General features: G+C 74.1%; 12 protein-coding genes. 7 read left to right on the top strand and 5 right to left on the bottom strand.

The window, feature by feature from the left end; translation table 11 throughout:
* Nucleotides 1-19 precede the first annotated feature (19 nt).
* Together ACQPZP_RS21285 and ACQPZP_RS21280 are read right to left on the bottom strand one after the other, a co-directional pair.
* On the bottom strand, nt 20-439 hold the full coding sequence (locus ACQPZP_RS21285; protein ID WP_433479346.1) for a nuclear transport factor 2 family protein: 420 nt from the start codon (nt 437-439) through the stop codon (nt 20-22).
* Entirely contained in the window at nt 436-834 is a 399-nt protein-coding gene (locus ACQPZP_RS21280) for a nuclear transport factor 2 family protein (protein ID WP_433479345.1), read from the bottom strand. The genes ACQPZP_RS21285 and ACQPZP_RS21280 overlap by 4 nt, the downstream gene beginning before the upstream one ends.
* An 80-nt stretch (nt 835-914) precedes the next feature.
* Between ACQPZP_RS21280 and ACQPZP_RS21275 the strand changes: the two genes are divergently transcribed.
* Nucleotides 915-1,508 (top strand): TetR/AcrR family transcriptional regulator, encoded by a 594-nt coding sequence (locus ACQPZP_RS21275; protein ID WP_433479344.1) that lies wholly within the window; start codon nt 915-917, stop codon nt 1,506-1,508.
* Here the strand turns inward: ACQPZP_RS21275 and ACQPZP_RS21270 are convergent.
* Both ACQPZP_RS21270 and ACQPZP_RS21265 read right to left on the bottom strand, forming a co-directional pair.
* Complete coding sequence (locus ACQPZP_RS21270) at nt 1,487-2,365, bottom strand: DNA-3-methyladenine glycosylase family protein (RefSeq protein WP_433479343.1); 879 nt, start codon at nt 2,363-2,365, stop codon at nt 1,487-1,489. The two genes, ACQPZP_RS21275 and ACQPZP_RS21270, sit on opposite strands and share 22 nt — an antisense overlap.
* A gap of 20 nt (nt 2,366-2,385) precedes the next feature.
* Nucleotides 2,386-4,422, bottom strand: coding sequence for a HelD family protein (locus tag ACQPZP_RS21265; RefSeq protein ID WP_433479342.1), 2,037 nt, complete (start codon nt 4,420-4,422; stop codon nt 2,386-2,388).
* A gap of 128 nt (nt 4,423-4,550) precedes the next feature.
* Between ACQPZP_RS21265 and ACQPZP_RS21260 the strand changes: the two genes are divergently transcribed.
* A complete protein-coding gene (locus ACQPZP_RS21260; RefSeq protein WP_433479341.1) occupies nt 4,551-5,354 on the top strand; it encodes an SDR family NAD(P)-dependent oxidoreductase in 804 nt (267 codons plus the stop codon).
* An 83-nt stretch (nt 5,355-5,437) separates the two neighbouring features.
* Complete coding sequence (locus ACQPZP_RS21255; RefSeq protein WP_433479340.1) at nt 5,438-6,211, top strand: ABC transporter ATP-binding protein; 774 nt, start codon at nt 5,438-5,440, stop codon at nt 6,209-6,211.
* A gap of 16 nt (nt 6,212-6,227) precedes the next feature.
* Here ACQPZP_RS21255 and ACQPZP_RS21250 read toward each other — a convergent pair whose 3' ends face one another.
* Nucleotides 6,228-9,443: a carboxyl transferase domain-containing protein gene (locus tag ACQPZP_RS21250; RefSeq protein WP_433479339.1), complete on the bottom strand. Its 3,216-nt coding sequence runs from the start codon at nt 9,441-9,443 to the stop codon at nt 6,228-6,230.
* A gap of 151 nt (nt 9,444-9,594) precedes the next feature.
* Here ACQPZP_RS21250 and ACQPZP_RS21245 point away from each other — a divergent pair, with 151 nt between their 5' ends.
* The 4 genes from ACQPZP_RS21245 to ACQPZP_RS21230 all read left to right on the top strand — a co-directional run bounded on the left by ACQPZP_RS21245 (nt 9,595) and on the right by ACQPZP_RS21230 (nt 14,609).
* Nucleotides 9,595-10,203, top strand: coding sequence for a TetR family transcriptional regulator (locus ACQPZP_RS21245; protein WP_433469591.1), 609 nt, complete (start codon nt 9,595-9,597; stop codon nt 10,201-10,203).
* A 137-nt stretch (nt 10,204-10,340) separates the two neighbouring features.
* Nucleotides 10,341-11,849: an RtcB family protein gene (locus ACQPZP_RS21240; protein ID WP_433479338.1), complete on the top strand. Its 1,509-nt coding sequence runs from the start codon at nt 10,341-10,343 to the stop codon at nt 11,847-11,849.
* Between the two features lie 90 nt (nt 11,850-11,939).
* Nucleotides 11,940-13,121, top strand: coding sequence for an acyl-CoA dehydrogenase family protein (locus tag ACQPZP_RS21235; protein WP_433479337.1), 1,182 nt, complete (start codon nt 11,940-11,942; stop codon nt 13,119-13,121).
* A 153-nt stretch (nt 13,122-13,274) separates the two neighbouring features.
* Nucleotides 13,275-14,609, top strand: coding sequence for an MFS transporter (locus tag ACQPZP_RS21230; RefSeq protein WP_433479336.1), 1,335 nt, complete (start codon nt 13,275-13,277; stop codon nt 14,607-14,609).
* Nucleotides 14,610-14,616 lie beyond the last annotated feature (7 nt).

Below are 14,616 nucleotides of genomic sequence, written 5' to 3'. Positions count from 1 at the left end.
GAACCGCCGGGAGGCCGAGTCAACCGTCCCCGCCGCGCCCCATCGCCCGGCCGAGCCCGGGATGGTCGTGGTAGTCGCGGGTCTCCACGATCAGGCCGTCCCGCACCCGCAGGACCTGGATGTTGGCGACGCGGAACGTCCGGCCGGTGGTGGTGACGCGGCCCTCGTAGTCGAACTCCGCGACGATCACCTCCGGGTCGGCGGTGTCGTGCACCACCACGTCGCGGGCGCGCAGTTCGAGCGGGCCCGCGGCGGCGGCGCGGAAGTGCCGGTCGATCGTCGCGCGGCCCTCCAGATGCGGCGGCGCGGGAGGCAGCGCGAACGGCTGGTCGACGACCGCGTCCTCGGCGTACAGGGCAGCAAGCTCGTGCCAGCGGCCGGCCGAGATGCCCGCGCTGAGCCGCGCGAACACTTCGCGCGGCGTGGTGGCCGCGCTCACGCCATCGCCTCGGCGAAGGCGCTGTGGTGGGCGTAGTCGCGGGACTCCACGATGTGCCCGTCGCGCACCCGCAGGACGAAGATGTTGGGCACGACGAACTCGCGCCCGGTCTCGGTGTTGCGCCCCTCGTACTCGAACTCCGCGATGATCACCTCGGGATCGGCGGTCTGGTGGACGACGACGTTGCGCGCCTTCATCTCCACCGGCAGCGTCTCCAGCTGGGCGAAGTGCTCGCGCAGCGCCTCGCGTCCCTCCAGGCGCGAGGCGGGATGGGCGAACGGGTGCACGACCACCGCGTCCTCCGCGTAAAGGCGCGGCAGGACGTCGGGCTGCCGCGCGGTGACCCCGTCGATCAGCCGCTGGAAGACGGCCCGGGGGCTTGCGAACTCGGACATGGCTCTCCCCTACAATCGGAGTTCGTGCTCCGTATGAGAAAATATGGAGTCACGACTCCACTTGTCAACGGAAGGCCGCGATGACCTCACCCGCGTCCGGCAGGCCGCTGCGCGCCGACGCCCTGCGCAACCGCGCCAAGGTGCTCGCCGCGGCCGAGGAGGTCTTCGCCGTCCAGGGGACCTCCTCCTCCACCGAGGAGGTCGCGCGGAAGGCGGGGGTCGGGATCGGGACGGTGTTCCGGCACTTCCCGACCAAGGAGTCGCTGCTGGAGGCCGTCCTGGTCGCGCTGCTGGAACGCCTCGCGGCCGAGGCCGGGGAACTGCGGTCTTCGGCCGACCCCGGCGCCGCGTTCTTCGGGTTCTTCTCCCGGGTCGTCTCGCAGGCGGCCACCAAGCAGGCCGTCACCGAGGCGCTGGCGGAGGCGGGCATCGACGCCCGGCAGGCCACCGGACGTGCCGGGCCGGGTTTGCGGGCCGCCCTCGGCACCCTCCTCGAACGGGCGCAGGAGGCGGGCGCGGTCCGCGCCGACGTCGGCCCCGGTGAGGTCATGGCGCTGCTGGCCGGGATGTCCTACGCGGCCGGACGCGCAGGAGCCCGCGACGACGTGCTACGCATCGCCTTCGACGGCCTGCGCCCGTGCGGGTGCGACGATCAGGCGGCCGCGCGCAGGTAGTGGGCCCAGTAGCCCTGCCACGGCCCGTAGCGCTCGGCGAGCTTCCGCAGCTCCGCTTCGGTGAGCGTCCTGCCGTAGGCGCGCGACGCCGCGCCGAGCAGGGCCTTCTCGGCCGGCGTCTCGTCCATCCTGCCGAGGCCGCGGATCAGGACGAAGTTCGCCGACCAGGGGCCGACGCCGGGGAGGCCGAGCAGAAAGTCCTTGACCTGCTCGTAGGGGCCGGTACGCAGGAAGTCCTCGTCGGTTTCGTGCCACGCGAGCAGGGCGCCGTGCAGGTGGGCGCCCTTGCGCTGGTTGCCGGCCAGTTCCGCGAGCCGCCCCTCGGGCAGGGAGACGAGCTGGTCGATGTCGGGGAACGCGGTGTGCTCGGCGCCGTCCACGGTGAGCCGGTTGCCGAACTCCCCGGACAGCGCCCGCTTGGCCTTGGCCGCGGCGGCGATGGGCGTGCGTTGCGAGAGGATCGCCCAGACCAGGTTCTCCAGCGGCGTGGGGAACTTGACCTGGTGGTACCCGTGGAGCCGGTCGAGGACGGGCGCGAAGCCCGGGTCGTCGCGGCCGAGGGCGTAGAAACCGGTGAGGTCGTCGTCCAGGCTCAGGTGGAACCGGACCCGGTCGGCGGCGGCCTCGGTGACGTCCGGAGTGAACGGTTCGGCGCCGTGCAGGGTGACGCGCACGCCGCTCCCCGCCTGGACGATCTGGGCGACGACGGTCCGGCCGCGTGCCCGCAGGGCCTTGGTCAGCGTCCCTTCCTGGATCGTCTGCTCCCCGGACGTGGGCGTGAACCCGCAGACGAACCGCAGTGAGGGGGCGAGGTCGAACGGCGGCGCGGCGGGCAGGTCGATGGTCTCGGTGAACACGGCCGCACACTATCCAGCGGCTACGACATCGCCAGCTCGGCCGGGAGGTCGTCCTCGTGGAGGACGGTCAGGGTGCTGACGGCGCGGGTCAGCACCACGTAGAGGCGGGCGAGGCCGCGCGCCTCGGCGGCGGCGATGGCGGCGGGCTCGGCGACGATCACATGGTCGTACTCCAGGCCCTTGGCGAGCGTGGCCGGGACGACGAGCAGCCGTCCGGTCCCGTCGGAGTCGGGACCGAGGACCTCGTGCTCCAGCCCGGCGGCGTCCAGCGCCGCGGCGTGCGCGTCCGCCCGCGCGTCCGGCACGATCAGCCCGACCGATCCCGGGCGGGTGAGGGCCGCGCGGACCGCCTCGGCGGTCGCCGCGGCGAGGTCGGGGACGCGCCGCACCTCCAGCGCGCCGGTGCCGGGACGCAGCGAGCGCGGCCGCTCCAGGCCGGGCGCGACGTGCGAGAGCAGGCGGGCGGCGAAGTCGAGGACGGTCCCCGGGACGCGGAAGCCGAGGGTCAGTTCCGTGACCTCCCCGTCCTGCCCGAGATGCGTCAGGACCTCCTTCCAGGAGCGGGCCGACCACGCGGTGGTGCCCTGCGCGATGTCGCCGAGGACGGTCGCCGAGCCCGTCCCGCAGCGGCGGCCGAGCGCCCGGAGCTGCATCGCGGACAGGTCCTGCGCCTCGTCCACGACCAGGTGGCCGAGCGAGGTGGTGCGCTCGATGAGATCGTTCAGCTCGTCCAGCAGCGCGCGGTCGGCGGCGGTCCACTTCGCGGACCGGTGCGAGCGGGCGGGCCTGGCCCACAGCACTGCGGCCTGCTCGTCCTCGTCGAGGGCGCCCTTCGCGGCGCTCCGCAGGAACCCGGCGTCCGACAGCAGCCGGTGCAGGACCTGCTCGGCGGTCACCTTGGGCCACACCGCGTCGAGGACCTGCTTGACCGGCCGGCTCCGCGCGACCTGGTCCTGGACCCGGTCGTCGGGGGCCTCGCCGCGCCGTTCCATCCGGACGAGGATCTGGTGGGCGAGCCGCTGCGCGAACGCGGCGCGGCCGCTGCCGTACCGGGTCGTCCCGCGCAGCGCGGCGGCGATCTCGCGGACCTCGTGGTCGGCGAGCCGGTAGCGCATGGCGCCCCGGGTGACGACGAGTCCCTCCTCGGGCTTGCGGACGTGCAGCCACAGTGCCCTGCGGAGCACGTCGGCCATCCGCGCGTCGCCCTTCAGGACGGCGACGGCCGCGGGCTCTTCACCCAGCGGCGCGCCGAGCAGGTCGCCGATCGTCGCCTGCTCGACCCTGACCTCGCCGAGCGCGGGCAGCACCGCCGAGATGTAGGCGAGGAAGGCGCGGTTCGGGCCGACGATGAGCACCCCCGACCGGGACAGCCGCTCCCGGTGCGTGAACAGCAGGTAGGCGGCGCGGTGCAGGCCGACGGCGGTCTTGCCGGTGCCGGGCGCGCCCTGCACGCACACGCTGCGGGGCAGCCCGGCCCGGACGATCACGTCCTGCTCCGGCTGGATGGTGGCGACGATGTCGCGCATCGGCCCGGTGCGGGGGCGCTCGATCTCCTCAGTGAGGATCCGGGACGGGCCGCGCTCACCGCCTTGCAGGTCGCCGCCGTCCAGCGGCTCGTCCTCGAACGCGGTCAGCTCGCCGGCCTGGAATCCGAAGCGGCGCCGCAGCCGCCAGCCCATGGGGTCGGCGGGGCCGGCCTGGTAGAACGCCCGGGACACCGGGGCGCGCCAGTCCAGGACGAGCGGCCGTCCCTCGTCGCCGTCGTGGACGTGCCGCCGTCCCACGTACATGACCGCGGGCAGGTCGGGACCGTCGTCGCCGTCGCGGTCCATGCGCCCGAAGAACAGCGGGGTGCCGGGACGGTCGGCGAGCGCCTCGACCCGCTGGTCGAGCAGCGACTCCAGGAACTGCTTGGACACCCAGTCGGCGGCGACGTCGGCGGACAAGTTCTCGGCGTGCTCGCGCATGCGGCGCAGCGCGGCGCGTGACTCGGCCAGGTGGGCGCGCTCGGCGGCGAAGACCGCGGGTTCGGAAGGGTCGGCGGGCTCGGCGGGCATGCGGACGGACCTCCGGTGACGAGGCGGGGTGAGGGCGAAACTCACAACCTTACCGGCCGGGTGAAGATCCGGGCGTGCGTCGGCGCTTCGCCTTGCCGGGCGGAGCGGGGTGTGTGACGTTGGGCGGCATGGTCACTCTGACGGGACGGTCCGCGCTGGTCACCGGCGCCTCGTCCGGTATCGGCGCGGTGGTCGCGGAGGCGCTCGCGGCCGCCGGGGCACGGGTCGGGCTGGTGGCGCGGCGCAAGGACCGGCTGGAACAGGTCCTCTCCCGGTGCCGCGAGCACGCCCCGGACTCGGCGATGTGGACGGCCGACCTCGCCGACCTCGACGGGGTCGACGGGCTCGCGGCGGACGTCGAACGCGAGTTCGGCGGCGTGGACGTGCTCGTGAACAACGCGGGGATGCCGAAGCGGCGCCGCGTCCAGGACCTCTCCCCCGCCGAGACCGGCGAGGTGATGCGGCTCAACTACCTGTCCCCAGTGCGGCTCACGCTGGCGCTGCTGCCCGGCATGGTCGCGCGCGGGCGCGGGCACCTGGTGGCGATGGGCTCGGTCGCGGCGCGGCTCGGCCCGCCGCACGAGGCCGCCTACTCCGCCTCCAAGGCGGCGCTCACCGCGTTCTGGGAGAGCATGGCGGTCGACCTCGACGGAACGGGCGTTCAGGTCCACGTGATCCAGCCCGCGCTGATCGCGGGCACGGAACTGTTCACGCTCCCGGGCAACGAGCCGCCGCTCAGCGACGTCTCGGACGCGCTGCCGCCGCAAGAGGTGGCCGCCGCCGTCCTGGACGTTCTGGAAAGCGGGCGGTTCGAGCAGTACGTGCCCGGCTGGTTCACCGACATGGCCTCCGGTAAGGCCGCGGACGTCGACGCGTTCGTCGCGGGGGTCAAGGAGTGGACGCGCGACCGTCTGGAGCCTCCCGTGTCCTGATCGGACCGCCGTTGCCGCCGCCCTCGCGCCTCAGTAGGGTGAGGATCCGCCAGTGATCCACGTCACAGTAGCCGCGAGGTGCGATGGCCGCTCCAGAGGGCCTGCGGGTCCGCGACGTCACCGTGCGGTTCGGCCGGGTGACGGCCGTCGACGGGGCCGGGCTCACCGTGCCGCCCGGCACGGTCACCGGCCTGATCGGCCCGAACGGCGCCGGCAAGACGACCCTGTGCGACGTGATCACGGGCCTGCGGCGGCCGGCGGCCGGTACCGTCCACCTCGGCGACGCCGACCTCACGGGCAGCGCCGCGCGCGAGCGCGCCCGGCGCGGCATCGCCCGCACGTTCCAGCGGACGGGACCGGCGGGCTCGGCGACCGTCCGGGACGGCGTCCGGGCCGCGGCGGCGCGGCACGCGATGTCCGGGCGGTATCCGGGCCGGACGGCGCGGGACCGGTGGCGGCGCCGCCTCGACGCCCGCCGGGACGCTGGCGGGCGCGCCGACGAGATCCTCGCCCGCGTCGGCATCGAGGAGTACGCGCACAGCTCCGCCCGTACGGTGCCGCCCGGCGTCGCCCGGCTGACGGACCTGGCGCGGGCTCTCGCCGCCGAACCCGCCGTGCTGCTGCTGGACGAACCGTGGGCGGAGCTCCCGGTACGGCAGGCGCGTGCGCTGGAGGTCCTGCTGCGCGACCTGGCCGGGGAGGGGCTGGCGGTGCTGGTGGTCGAGCACGAGCTGGAACCGGTGCTGGGCGTCTGCGACGTCCTCCACGTCCTGGACGACGGCAAGGTGATCGCGACCGGCGCGCCGGCGGAGGTCCGCGCCGATCCCCGGGTGAAGGCCGCCTACCGCGCCGCCTAGGAGATTTGCCCGGCCGTCACCACGTGTCGATCCACCGCCGGGGACGGTCCTCGGCGGGCTGGGCACCGACGAGGACGGTGGTGATCCAGCGGCGGCTGCGGGCGGGGTCGATGACGTCGTCCAGCTCGAACACCGTGGCGGCATGGAGCGCCTTGCCGTACTCGTAGGCGGCGGCGACCATCTGCTCGAAGAACGCCCGCGGGTCGTCGGCGGCCTCCAGTTCCTTGCGGAACCCGAGCCGGACGGCGCCCTCCAGCCCCATGCCGCCGATCTCGCCGGTCGGCCACGCGACGGTCGCCAGCGGCGCCTTGAAGCCGCCGCCGGCCATGGCCTGCGCGCCGAGCCCGTAGCCCTTGCGGAGCACGATCGTGATGATCGGGACGCGCAGGTTCGCGCCGATGACGAACAGCCGGCCGAAGTGCCGGACGGTGGCGGTCCGCTCGGCGTCCGGGCCGACCATGAATCCGGGGGTGTCGCACAGGGACACGACCGGCAGGCCGTGCGCGTCGCACAGCTGCATGAACCGGGCGGCCTTGTCGGCGGCGTCGCGGTCGATGGCGCCGCCGAGGTGCGCCGGGTTGCTGGCGATCAGCCCCATCGGGCGGCCTTCGATCCGGACCAGCGCGGTGATGATCCCGACGCCGAACGCCCGGCGCAGTTCGAGCACCGACCCGGTGTCGGCCAGGTGCGTGATCGCGCGGCGGACGTCGTAGGCGCGGAGCCGGTTCGCCGGGACGACGTGCCGCAGCATCCGCTGGTCGTCGCACGTCCAGCCGTCCGCCGGGCCCTGGAAGTAGGACAGGTAGCGGCGGGCGGCGGCCACGGCCTCCGCCTCGTCGGCCACAACGAGGTCGACGACCCCGCCCGGTTCCTGGTCGGCGACCGGCCCGATCTCCTCGGGCGCGAAGACGCCGAGACCGCCGCCCTCGATCATGGCGGGACCGCCCATGCCGATGTTGGCGTCGCGGGTGGCGATGATGACGTCGCAGCAGCCGAGCAGCGCCGCGTTCCCGGCGAAGCAGCGCCCGTTGGCGATGCCGATCGACGGGACGACGCCGCTGAGCCGCCCCATGGCGTGGAAGGTCGGCACGTCCAGGCCCGACACGGCGGAGGTGTCGGTGTCGCCCGGCCGTCCCCCGCCGCCCTCGGCGAAGAGCACCAGCGGGAGGCGGCGGCGGGCGGCGATGTCGAGCATCCGGTCGGTCTTGCGGTGGTTCTGGTGGCCCTGCGTCCCGGCCAGGACCATGTAGTCGTAGGACATGACGACGGCCTGCGCGCCGTTCACGTCCCCGATGCCGCAGACCATCCCGTCGGCGGGGGTGCGCTCGATCAGGTCGTCCAGGGAGCGGCGCTGCCGCTGGGCGGCGATGGCGAGGGCGCCGTACTCGACGAACGTGCCCGCGTCGCACAGGTCCTCGATGTTCTCGCGCGCCGTGCGGTGGCCGCGCGCGTGCCGCTTCGCGACCGCTTCCGGACGGGCCGCGTCCAACCCGGTCTCGTGCCGGCGCAGCGCCTCGGCGAGGTCGGCGCGGATCAGGTCGAGGTCGGTCTCGTCGTCCTCGGCGGCGTGGTCGCCGCCGGCCTCGGCGGGCTCGGTGAACAGCAGCGGCGCACCTTCGGCGACGGTGTCGCCGGGCGCGGCGGCAAGCGCCCGGACGATGCCGGCCTCGCCCGCGCGGACGACGTGCTCCATCTTCATGGCCTCAAGGATCAGCACCGGCGTCCCGGCCCGGATCAGGTCGCCCTCGGCCACGTCGACGCTCACGACCGTGCCCTGCATGGGCGCGGGCACGGCGATCGTCCCTGGCGGCGCGTCCGGGACGGCCACCGCCTCGGGCTCGGGCGCGTCGTGGGCCGTCTCGACGTAGTAGCGGTGGTGCTCGCTCTCCAGCAGTTCGGTCAGGTGATCGCCGATGAAGGAGGTGTCGGCTCCTCCCGCGGTGAACTCGGGGTGGCGCAGGACGCCCTGCAGCAGCGGAAGGCTCGTCGCGACGCCCGCGATCTCGAACTCGCCGAGGGCGCCGTGCGCCCGGGCCGCGGCGGACGGGAGGTCCTCCGCGCGGGCGATGACCTTGGCGAGCAGCGGGTCGTAGCGCAGGCCGACGCGGTAGCCGGCGTACCCGTGGGTGTCGACGCGGACGCCGGGCCCGGACGGCGGCGCGAACGCGGTCAGCGTCCCCGCCCGGGGGCGCGGCGTGCCGTCCGCGTCGATCGTCTCGGTGTTGACCCGCACCTGGACGGCACAGCCCGACGCCGCCGGCGGCCCGGCGAGGCCGACGCCCGCCAGGTCCTCCCCCAGCGCGAGCCTGATCTGGGTCTTCACCAGGTCGACGCCGGTGATCTCCTCGGTCACGGTGTGCTCGACCTGGAGCCGAGGGTTGGCCTCCAGGAACCAGAACTCGTCTCCTGCGACGAGGAATTCGAACGTGCCGAGGCCCTCGTAACGGACCCGGGCGGCCATGCGGAGCGCCGCGTCCAGCAGCGCCTCGCGGGTCTTCCCCGGCAGCGCGGGGGCGGGGGCGACCTCGATCAGCTTCTGGTGGCGGCGCTGGACGCTGCAGTCGCGTTCCCACAGATGGGTGACCGCGCCGGAGCCGTCCCCGGCGATCTGCACCTCGATGTGGCGGGCGCGCGGCACGTACTTCTCGGCGTACAGGTCGCCGCTGCCGAACGACGCGAGCGCCTCCGACCGGCACCGCTCGTACGCGGCGGCCACGCCGGCCGGTTCGGTGACGACGCGCATTCCGCGGCCGCCGCCGCCCGCGAGGGCCTTGAGCATGACGGGGCCGTGCTCGCGGGCGAACGCCTCGGCGTCCGCCGCGCTCACCGCGCCGCCGGTCCCGGGCGTGACGGGCACGCCCGCGTCGCGCGCCAGGTCGCGCGACCGGGTCTTGTCGCCGAACAGCTCCAGCAGTTCCGGCCGCGGGCCGACGAACGCCAGCCCGGCGGCTGCGCAGCGGGCGGCGAAGCCCGCGTTCTCGCTCAGGAAGCCGTAGCCGGGGTGGACGGCCGCGGCCCCGGCGTCCTTGGCGGCGGCGATGAGCGCGTCCGCGTCGAGGTACCCGGCGACGCCCTCGCCGGGCAGGGCGCGCACCCCGTCGGCGCGCCGGGTGTGCGGTGAGGCGGCCTCGTCGCGGGTGTGCACGGCGACCGTCCGCAGGCCGAGTTCGGCCGCGGCCCGGACGATCCGCAACGCGATCTCTCCCCGGTTGGCCACAAGGATCCCGCCCACCCGGCCCTCCTCACCTCGCCTGAGCCGCAGGGCCTCACTCTAGAGAGCGGCAGTCGGGGTGACGCCGCCGGCCGCCGGACACAAGATGGTCCGGCAGGGCCCCACGGGGGATAATGAAGTCCTGACCAGGACTCTGGAGGAAAGACGACCCATGGGCACCGCCGGCCGTTCCGTGCGCGAGTCCCTGCTGGACGCCGCCGCGGACCTCCTCGTCGAGCGCGGGTACCGGGGCGTCCGCATGCAGGACGTCGCGGCCGCCGCCGGGGTGAGCCGCCAGACGGTCTACAACGAGTTCGGCGACAAGTGGGGCCTGGCGCAGGCGGTCGTGATCCGCGACAACGACCGCTACCTCGACGGCATCGACGCGGTGCTGTCCGAGCACGACGACCTGTACTCGGCCGTGGTCGCGGCGGTGACGTTCACCCTGGAGATGTCTGCGGACGACCAGCTGACGAAGGCCGTGCTGACCGGCGCGGGCGGCGACGAGATGCTCCCCCTGCTCACCACGCAGGCCGAGCCGGTGCTGTTCACCGCGAGCGCCCGCATCGCCGAGCACGCGCTGCGCCAGTGGCCGCAGCTGGACCACGACGCGCTCACCGAGATCGCCGACGCGGCCGTCCGGCTGACGATGAGCCACATCATGCTGCCCTCCGGCCCGCCGGAGGCCTTCGCCCACTTCGTCGCCCGCATGGTGACCCGCTACATGGCCGTCCCGGCGAAAACGCCTGGCCCGGACGCGGCGCCCCGCGCTATCGTCTGACCCGCCTCGCGGCTGCTGAACCCGAGGACGGAGCGGCCCATCGTCCGCTCCCCCGCCGTCGCGCCCTCTGCGCGGACGGAACTTCCCTGTGCACGCGTCACCGCGTGCCTCCCGGCAGCCGCGAAGGACTCCCCGAAATGCCCGCACGTCAAGATCACCGTCTCGTCCGCACGGGCGAGCACTGGCTCACCCTTCCCAACCCGCATGACATTCCGGTCGGCATCTGCGCCGGCGAGGACGTCCCGCTCGAACCCGCCGCCGTGGACGAGGCGCTGGCGCTCCTGGACACCGCCGGCACGCTGGAACGCCTCGCCGAGGCCACGCCCGGCTACGACGGCCCGGCACCGCGGATCACCCGGGTCGTGCTCACCCCCGACTTCCACAAGGGCGCGGGCATCCCGATCGGGACCGTCCTGGAGACCGAGCACGCCCTGCTCCCGCAGGCCGTCGGCAACGACGTCAACTGCGGGATGCGGCTGGAGGTGACCAATCTGCGAGCCGACCGCGTCCGGCCGCGCCTGGACGCGCTGGAGCGGCGGCTGCGGCACCTGTTCTTCGAGGGCGGGCGCCGGATCGCCCTCACCCCGGCCCAGCGGGAGGGGCTGCTGCGGGACGGCCTCCCGGGCCTCCTGCTCACCGGCGGGACGCCGTGGCCGGGCGTCCGTCCCGAGGACGCCGAGGACGGCCTGGACCGCGTCCACGCCTCCGGATACCCCGTCGAGACCGCCGAGGCGTTCGCCGGCTGGATCGGGAGCGCGGGCGGTGCCAGCCACGACGGCATCATCGGCGGGATCGGCGGGGGCAACCACTTCGCCGAACTCCAGTACGTGGCGCAGGTGCACGACGCCACCGCCGCGCACGCGTGGGGCCTGACGCCCGGCACCGTGGTGTCCATGGTGCACAGCGGGTCGCTGTCGCTCGGCCACCAGGCCAACGCCACCGCGCTGGACCGGCTCCGCGCGGCCTGGCCCGCCGGTCTCCCCCGCCCGCGCAACGGGATCCTGCCGTTCCTGCTGGACGAGCGGTCGGCACCCGCCCGGCGCCGGTATCTCGACGCGTTCGGCAACGCCGCCAACTTCGCGGTCGGCAACCGGTTCTTCCTGGCGCTCACGATGCGGGCCGGGCTCGCGGCCGAGTGCGGGGACACGGCGTCCCGGCTCCTGTACGACGCACCGCACAACCTGTTCTGGCGGGACGGGGACCGGGTCGTCCACCGCAAGGGCGCGACCCCGGCGGGCGGGCACGCCGAGATGGCCGGCGGGCCGCACGCGATGTGGGGCGAGCCGGTCATCGTGCCCGGGTCGATGGGGGCGTCGAGCTTCGTGCTGCGCGGGCACGGGGATCCGCGCACGCTCGCCAGCGCGTGCCACGGCGCCGGACGCCGGGTCCCGCGCGGCGCGTCCGCGCGCGGGAGCGACGCCGAACTCGACGCCTTCCTGCGCGAGTTCCGGGTCGTGACGCCGCTCGACCACCGGAGCCCGGTGGTGGCGCGGCGGTCCGACGTGATGGCCGCGTGGCGGCGCGACCTCAAGCAGGAGGCGCCCTGGGCCTACAAGGACATCGGCCCGGTGGTGTCGAGCCTGCGCGGCGGAGGCGTCGCGACGCCGGTCGCCGAGCTGCGGCCGCTGCTGACCGTCAAGGGATGACGGCCCGGAGGCGGACGGCCCACCCATGTCAGTGACCACTTACTCGATCGGCTACCGTGGGGCCGGACGCGAGAGTTCGAGGAGGGCGCGGTGGACTTCGACCTGCCGGAGAGCGCGGCCGCGGTGCGCGAGGGCGTGCTGGCGATCGCCGGGAAGTACGACCAGGAGTACTGGAGCCGCTGCGACGCGGACAAGCGCTGGCCGGAGGAGGTCTGGCGGGAGCTCGTGGACGGCGGCTGGACCGGCCTGGCGATCCCCGAGGAGCACGGCGGCGGGGGCCAGGGCCTGCTGGAGCTGGCGGTCGCCCTGGAGTCCCTCGCCGAGGGCGGCGCGGGCGGCGCCGCGTCGTTCCTGTACCTGCTCACGCCCGCGTTCGGCGGGCTCACCATCGCCCGCCACGGGACGGACGAGCAGAAGCGCGAGTTCCTGCCGAGGATCGCCTCCGGGGAGATCGAGACCTGCTTCGCCATCACCGAGCCGGACGCGGGCAGCAACGCGATCGAGATCTCCACCCAGGCCCGCCGCGACGGCGGCTCCTTCGTCGTCAGCGGGCAGAAGATCTGGATCTCCGGCGTGGAGCGCGCCGACTTCCTCGTCCTGGTCACCCGGACGATCCCGGCCGCCGAAGCCCGGCCGCGCACGTCGGGCTTCACCGTCCTGCTTGTCGACGTCAAGGAGGCCGTCGCCGACGGCACGCTCACCTACCGGCCGATCCCCAAGCTCGGGACCAACACCGTGGCGTCCAGCATGGTGTTCCTGGACGGCGTCCGCGTCCCCGCCGAACGGGTCCTCGGCGAGGTCGACCAGGGGTTCGCCGTCCTGTGGGACATCCTCAACCCGGAGCGGATCCTGGCCGCCGCGGGCGGCGTCGGGTCCGGCGGGCTGGTGCTGAAGATCGCCTGCGACTACGCCGCCGAGCGCGCCCCGTTCGGCACGCCGATCGGCGCGCACCAGGGCATCGCGTTCCCGCTCGCGCGGATCAAGGCGCAGCTGGAGCTGGCCCGGCTGATGACCTACAAGGCCGCCTGGCTGTGGGACCGGGGCCGCCCCTGCGGCTCGGAGGCCAACATCGCCAAGCTCACCGCGGCGGACGCAGCCTGGCAGGCGGCCGACCGCGCGTTCCAGACCCACGGCGGCATGGCGTACTCGCTGGAGTACCCGGTCGCCCGGATGTTCCGCGACGCCCGCATCGCCAAGAACATCCCGGTCGCCGAGGAGCTCGTCCTGGCCCACATCGCCCAGCACGAACTGGGGCTCCCCAAGTCGTACTGACGGGGGCGGCCTTGTAGGTCATCGGCCGGGCCCGCGGGCCCGGCGTGTTCCCGCAGTGTTAAGCGCACGTTAGATATCCGGCCGCTCCCCTGGACGCGGTCTCCTCCCCGGGCGAGGCTCCCACCAGCAACGACCCGTCCCGAGGAGGTTCCAGTGACGGCTCCACCCACCCCCGCGCGGCCCGGCCGCATCCCGTGGAAGTCGGTGTTCGGCGGCTCGGTCGGCAACATGGTCGAGTGGTACGACTGGTTCGTCTACGCGAGCTTCGCCACCTACTTCGCCTCCGCGTTCTTCCCCAAGGGCAACGCCACCGCCCAGCTGCTGAACACCGCCGGCATCTTCGCCGTCGGGTTCTTCATGCGGCCGGTCGGCGGCTGGCTGCTCGGCCGCTACGCCGACCGGCGCGGGCGCAAGGCGGCGCTCACCCTGACCGTGACGCTGATGTCCGGCAGCGCGCTGCTCATCGCCGCCGCGCCGACCTACGAGTCCGTCGGGTACTTCGGGGCTCTCGTCCTGCTGCTGGCGCGGCTCCTGCAGGGCCTGTCGGTCGGCGGCGAGTACGCGGCCAGCGCCACCTACCTGACCGAGGCGACCCCGCCCGGCCGGCGCGGCTTCGCCTCCAGCTTCCAGTACGTGTCGATGACGGCGGGCCAGCTCGCCGGGCTCGGGCTCCAGATCGTCCTGCAGCGGACGATGACGGAGGAGGCGCTGAAGTCCTACGGCTGGCGCATCCCCTTCATCGTGGGCGCGGCCGCCGCGGCGGTGATCTTCTATCTGCGGCGCAGCCTGCTGGAGACCGAGGCCTACGGCGAGCAGGAGACCCGGACGGAGGCGGCCGAGCGCGGCACGATCCGCGAGCTGCTCGCGCACCGGCGCGAGGCGGTCCTGGTCATCGCGCTGACGATGGGCGGCACGCTCGCGTACTACACGTACACGACGTACCTGACCAAGTACCTGTCCAACACGGCGGGGCTGCCCAAGAGCACGGCGTCGCTGGTGAGCTTCTGCGCGCTGTTCGTCTTCATGCTGCTGCAGCCGCTCGCCGGAGCGCTGTCGGACCGCGTCGGCCGCCGCCCGCTGCTGATCGCGTTCGGGATCGGCGGGACGCTCGGGACCGTCCCGCTGATGACCGCGCTGTCGGGCGTGACCGGATTCGGCGGCGCGCTGGCGCTCTCGCTCGCCGGCCTGGTCGTCGTCACCGGCTACACCTCGATCAACGCGGTCGTGAAGGCGGAGATGTTCCCCACGCACGTCCGGGCGCTCGGCGTGGCGCTGCCGTACGCGATCGCGAACGCGCTGTTCGGCGGCACGGCCGAGTACGTGGCGCTGTGGTTCAAGAAGGCCGGCGCGGAGTCGGGCTTCTACTGGTACGTGGCCGGCTGCGCCGCGGTCTCGCTCGTGGTGTACGTGTGCATGCGCGAGACGCGGGACGCGGCGCTCTCGCGCCGGGAACGCAAGGCGGCGGGCGAGGTCCCCGCGCACGCCTAGTCTTGTC

The organism is Spirillospora sp. CA-142024 (genome assembly GCF_050942325.1).
In the GTDB taxonomy this organism is placed as follows: Bacteria; Actinomycetota; Actinomycetes; order Streptosporangiales; family Streptosporangiaceae; genus Spirillospora.
The sequence above is the reverse complement of the archived record's forward strand: the minus strand, read 5'-3'. Positions and strand labels throughout refer to the sequence as shown.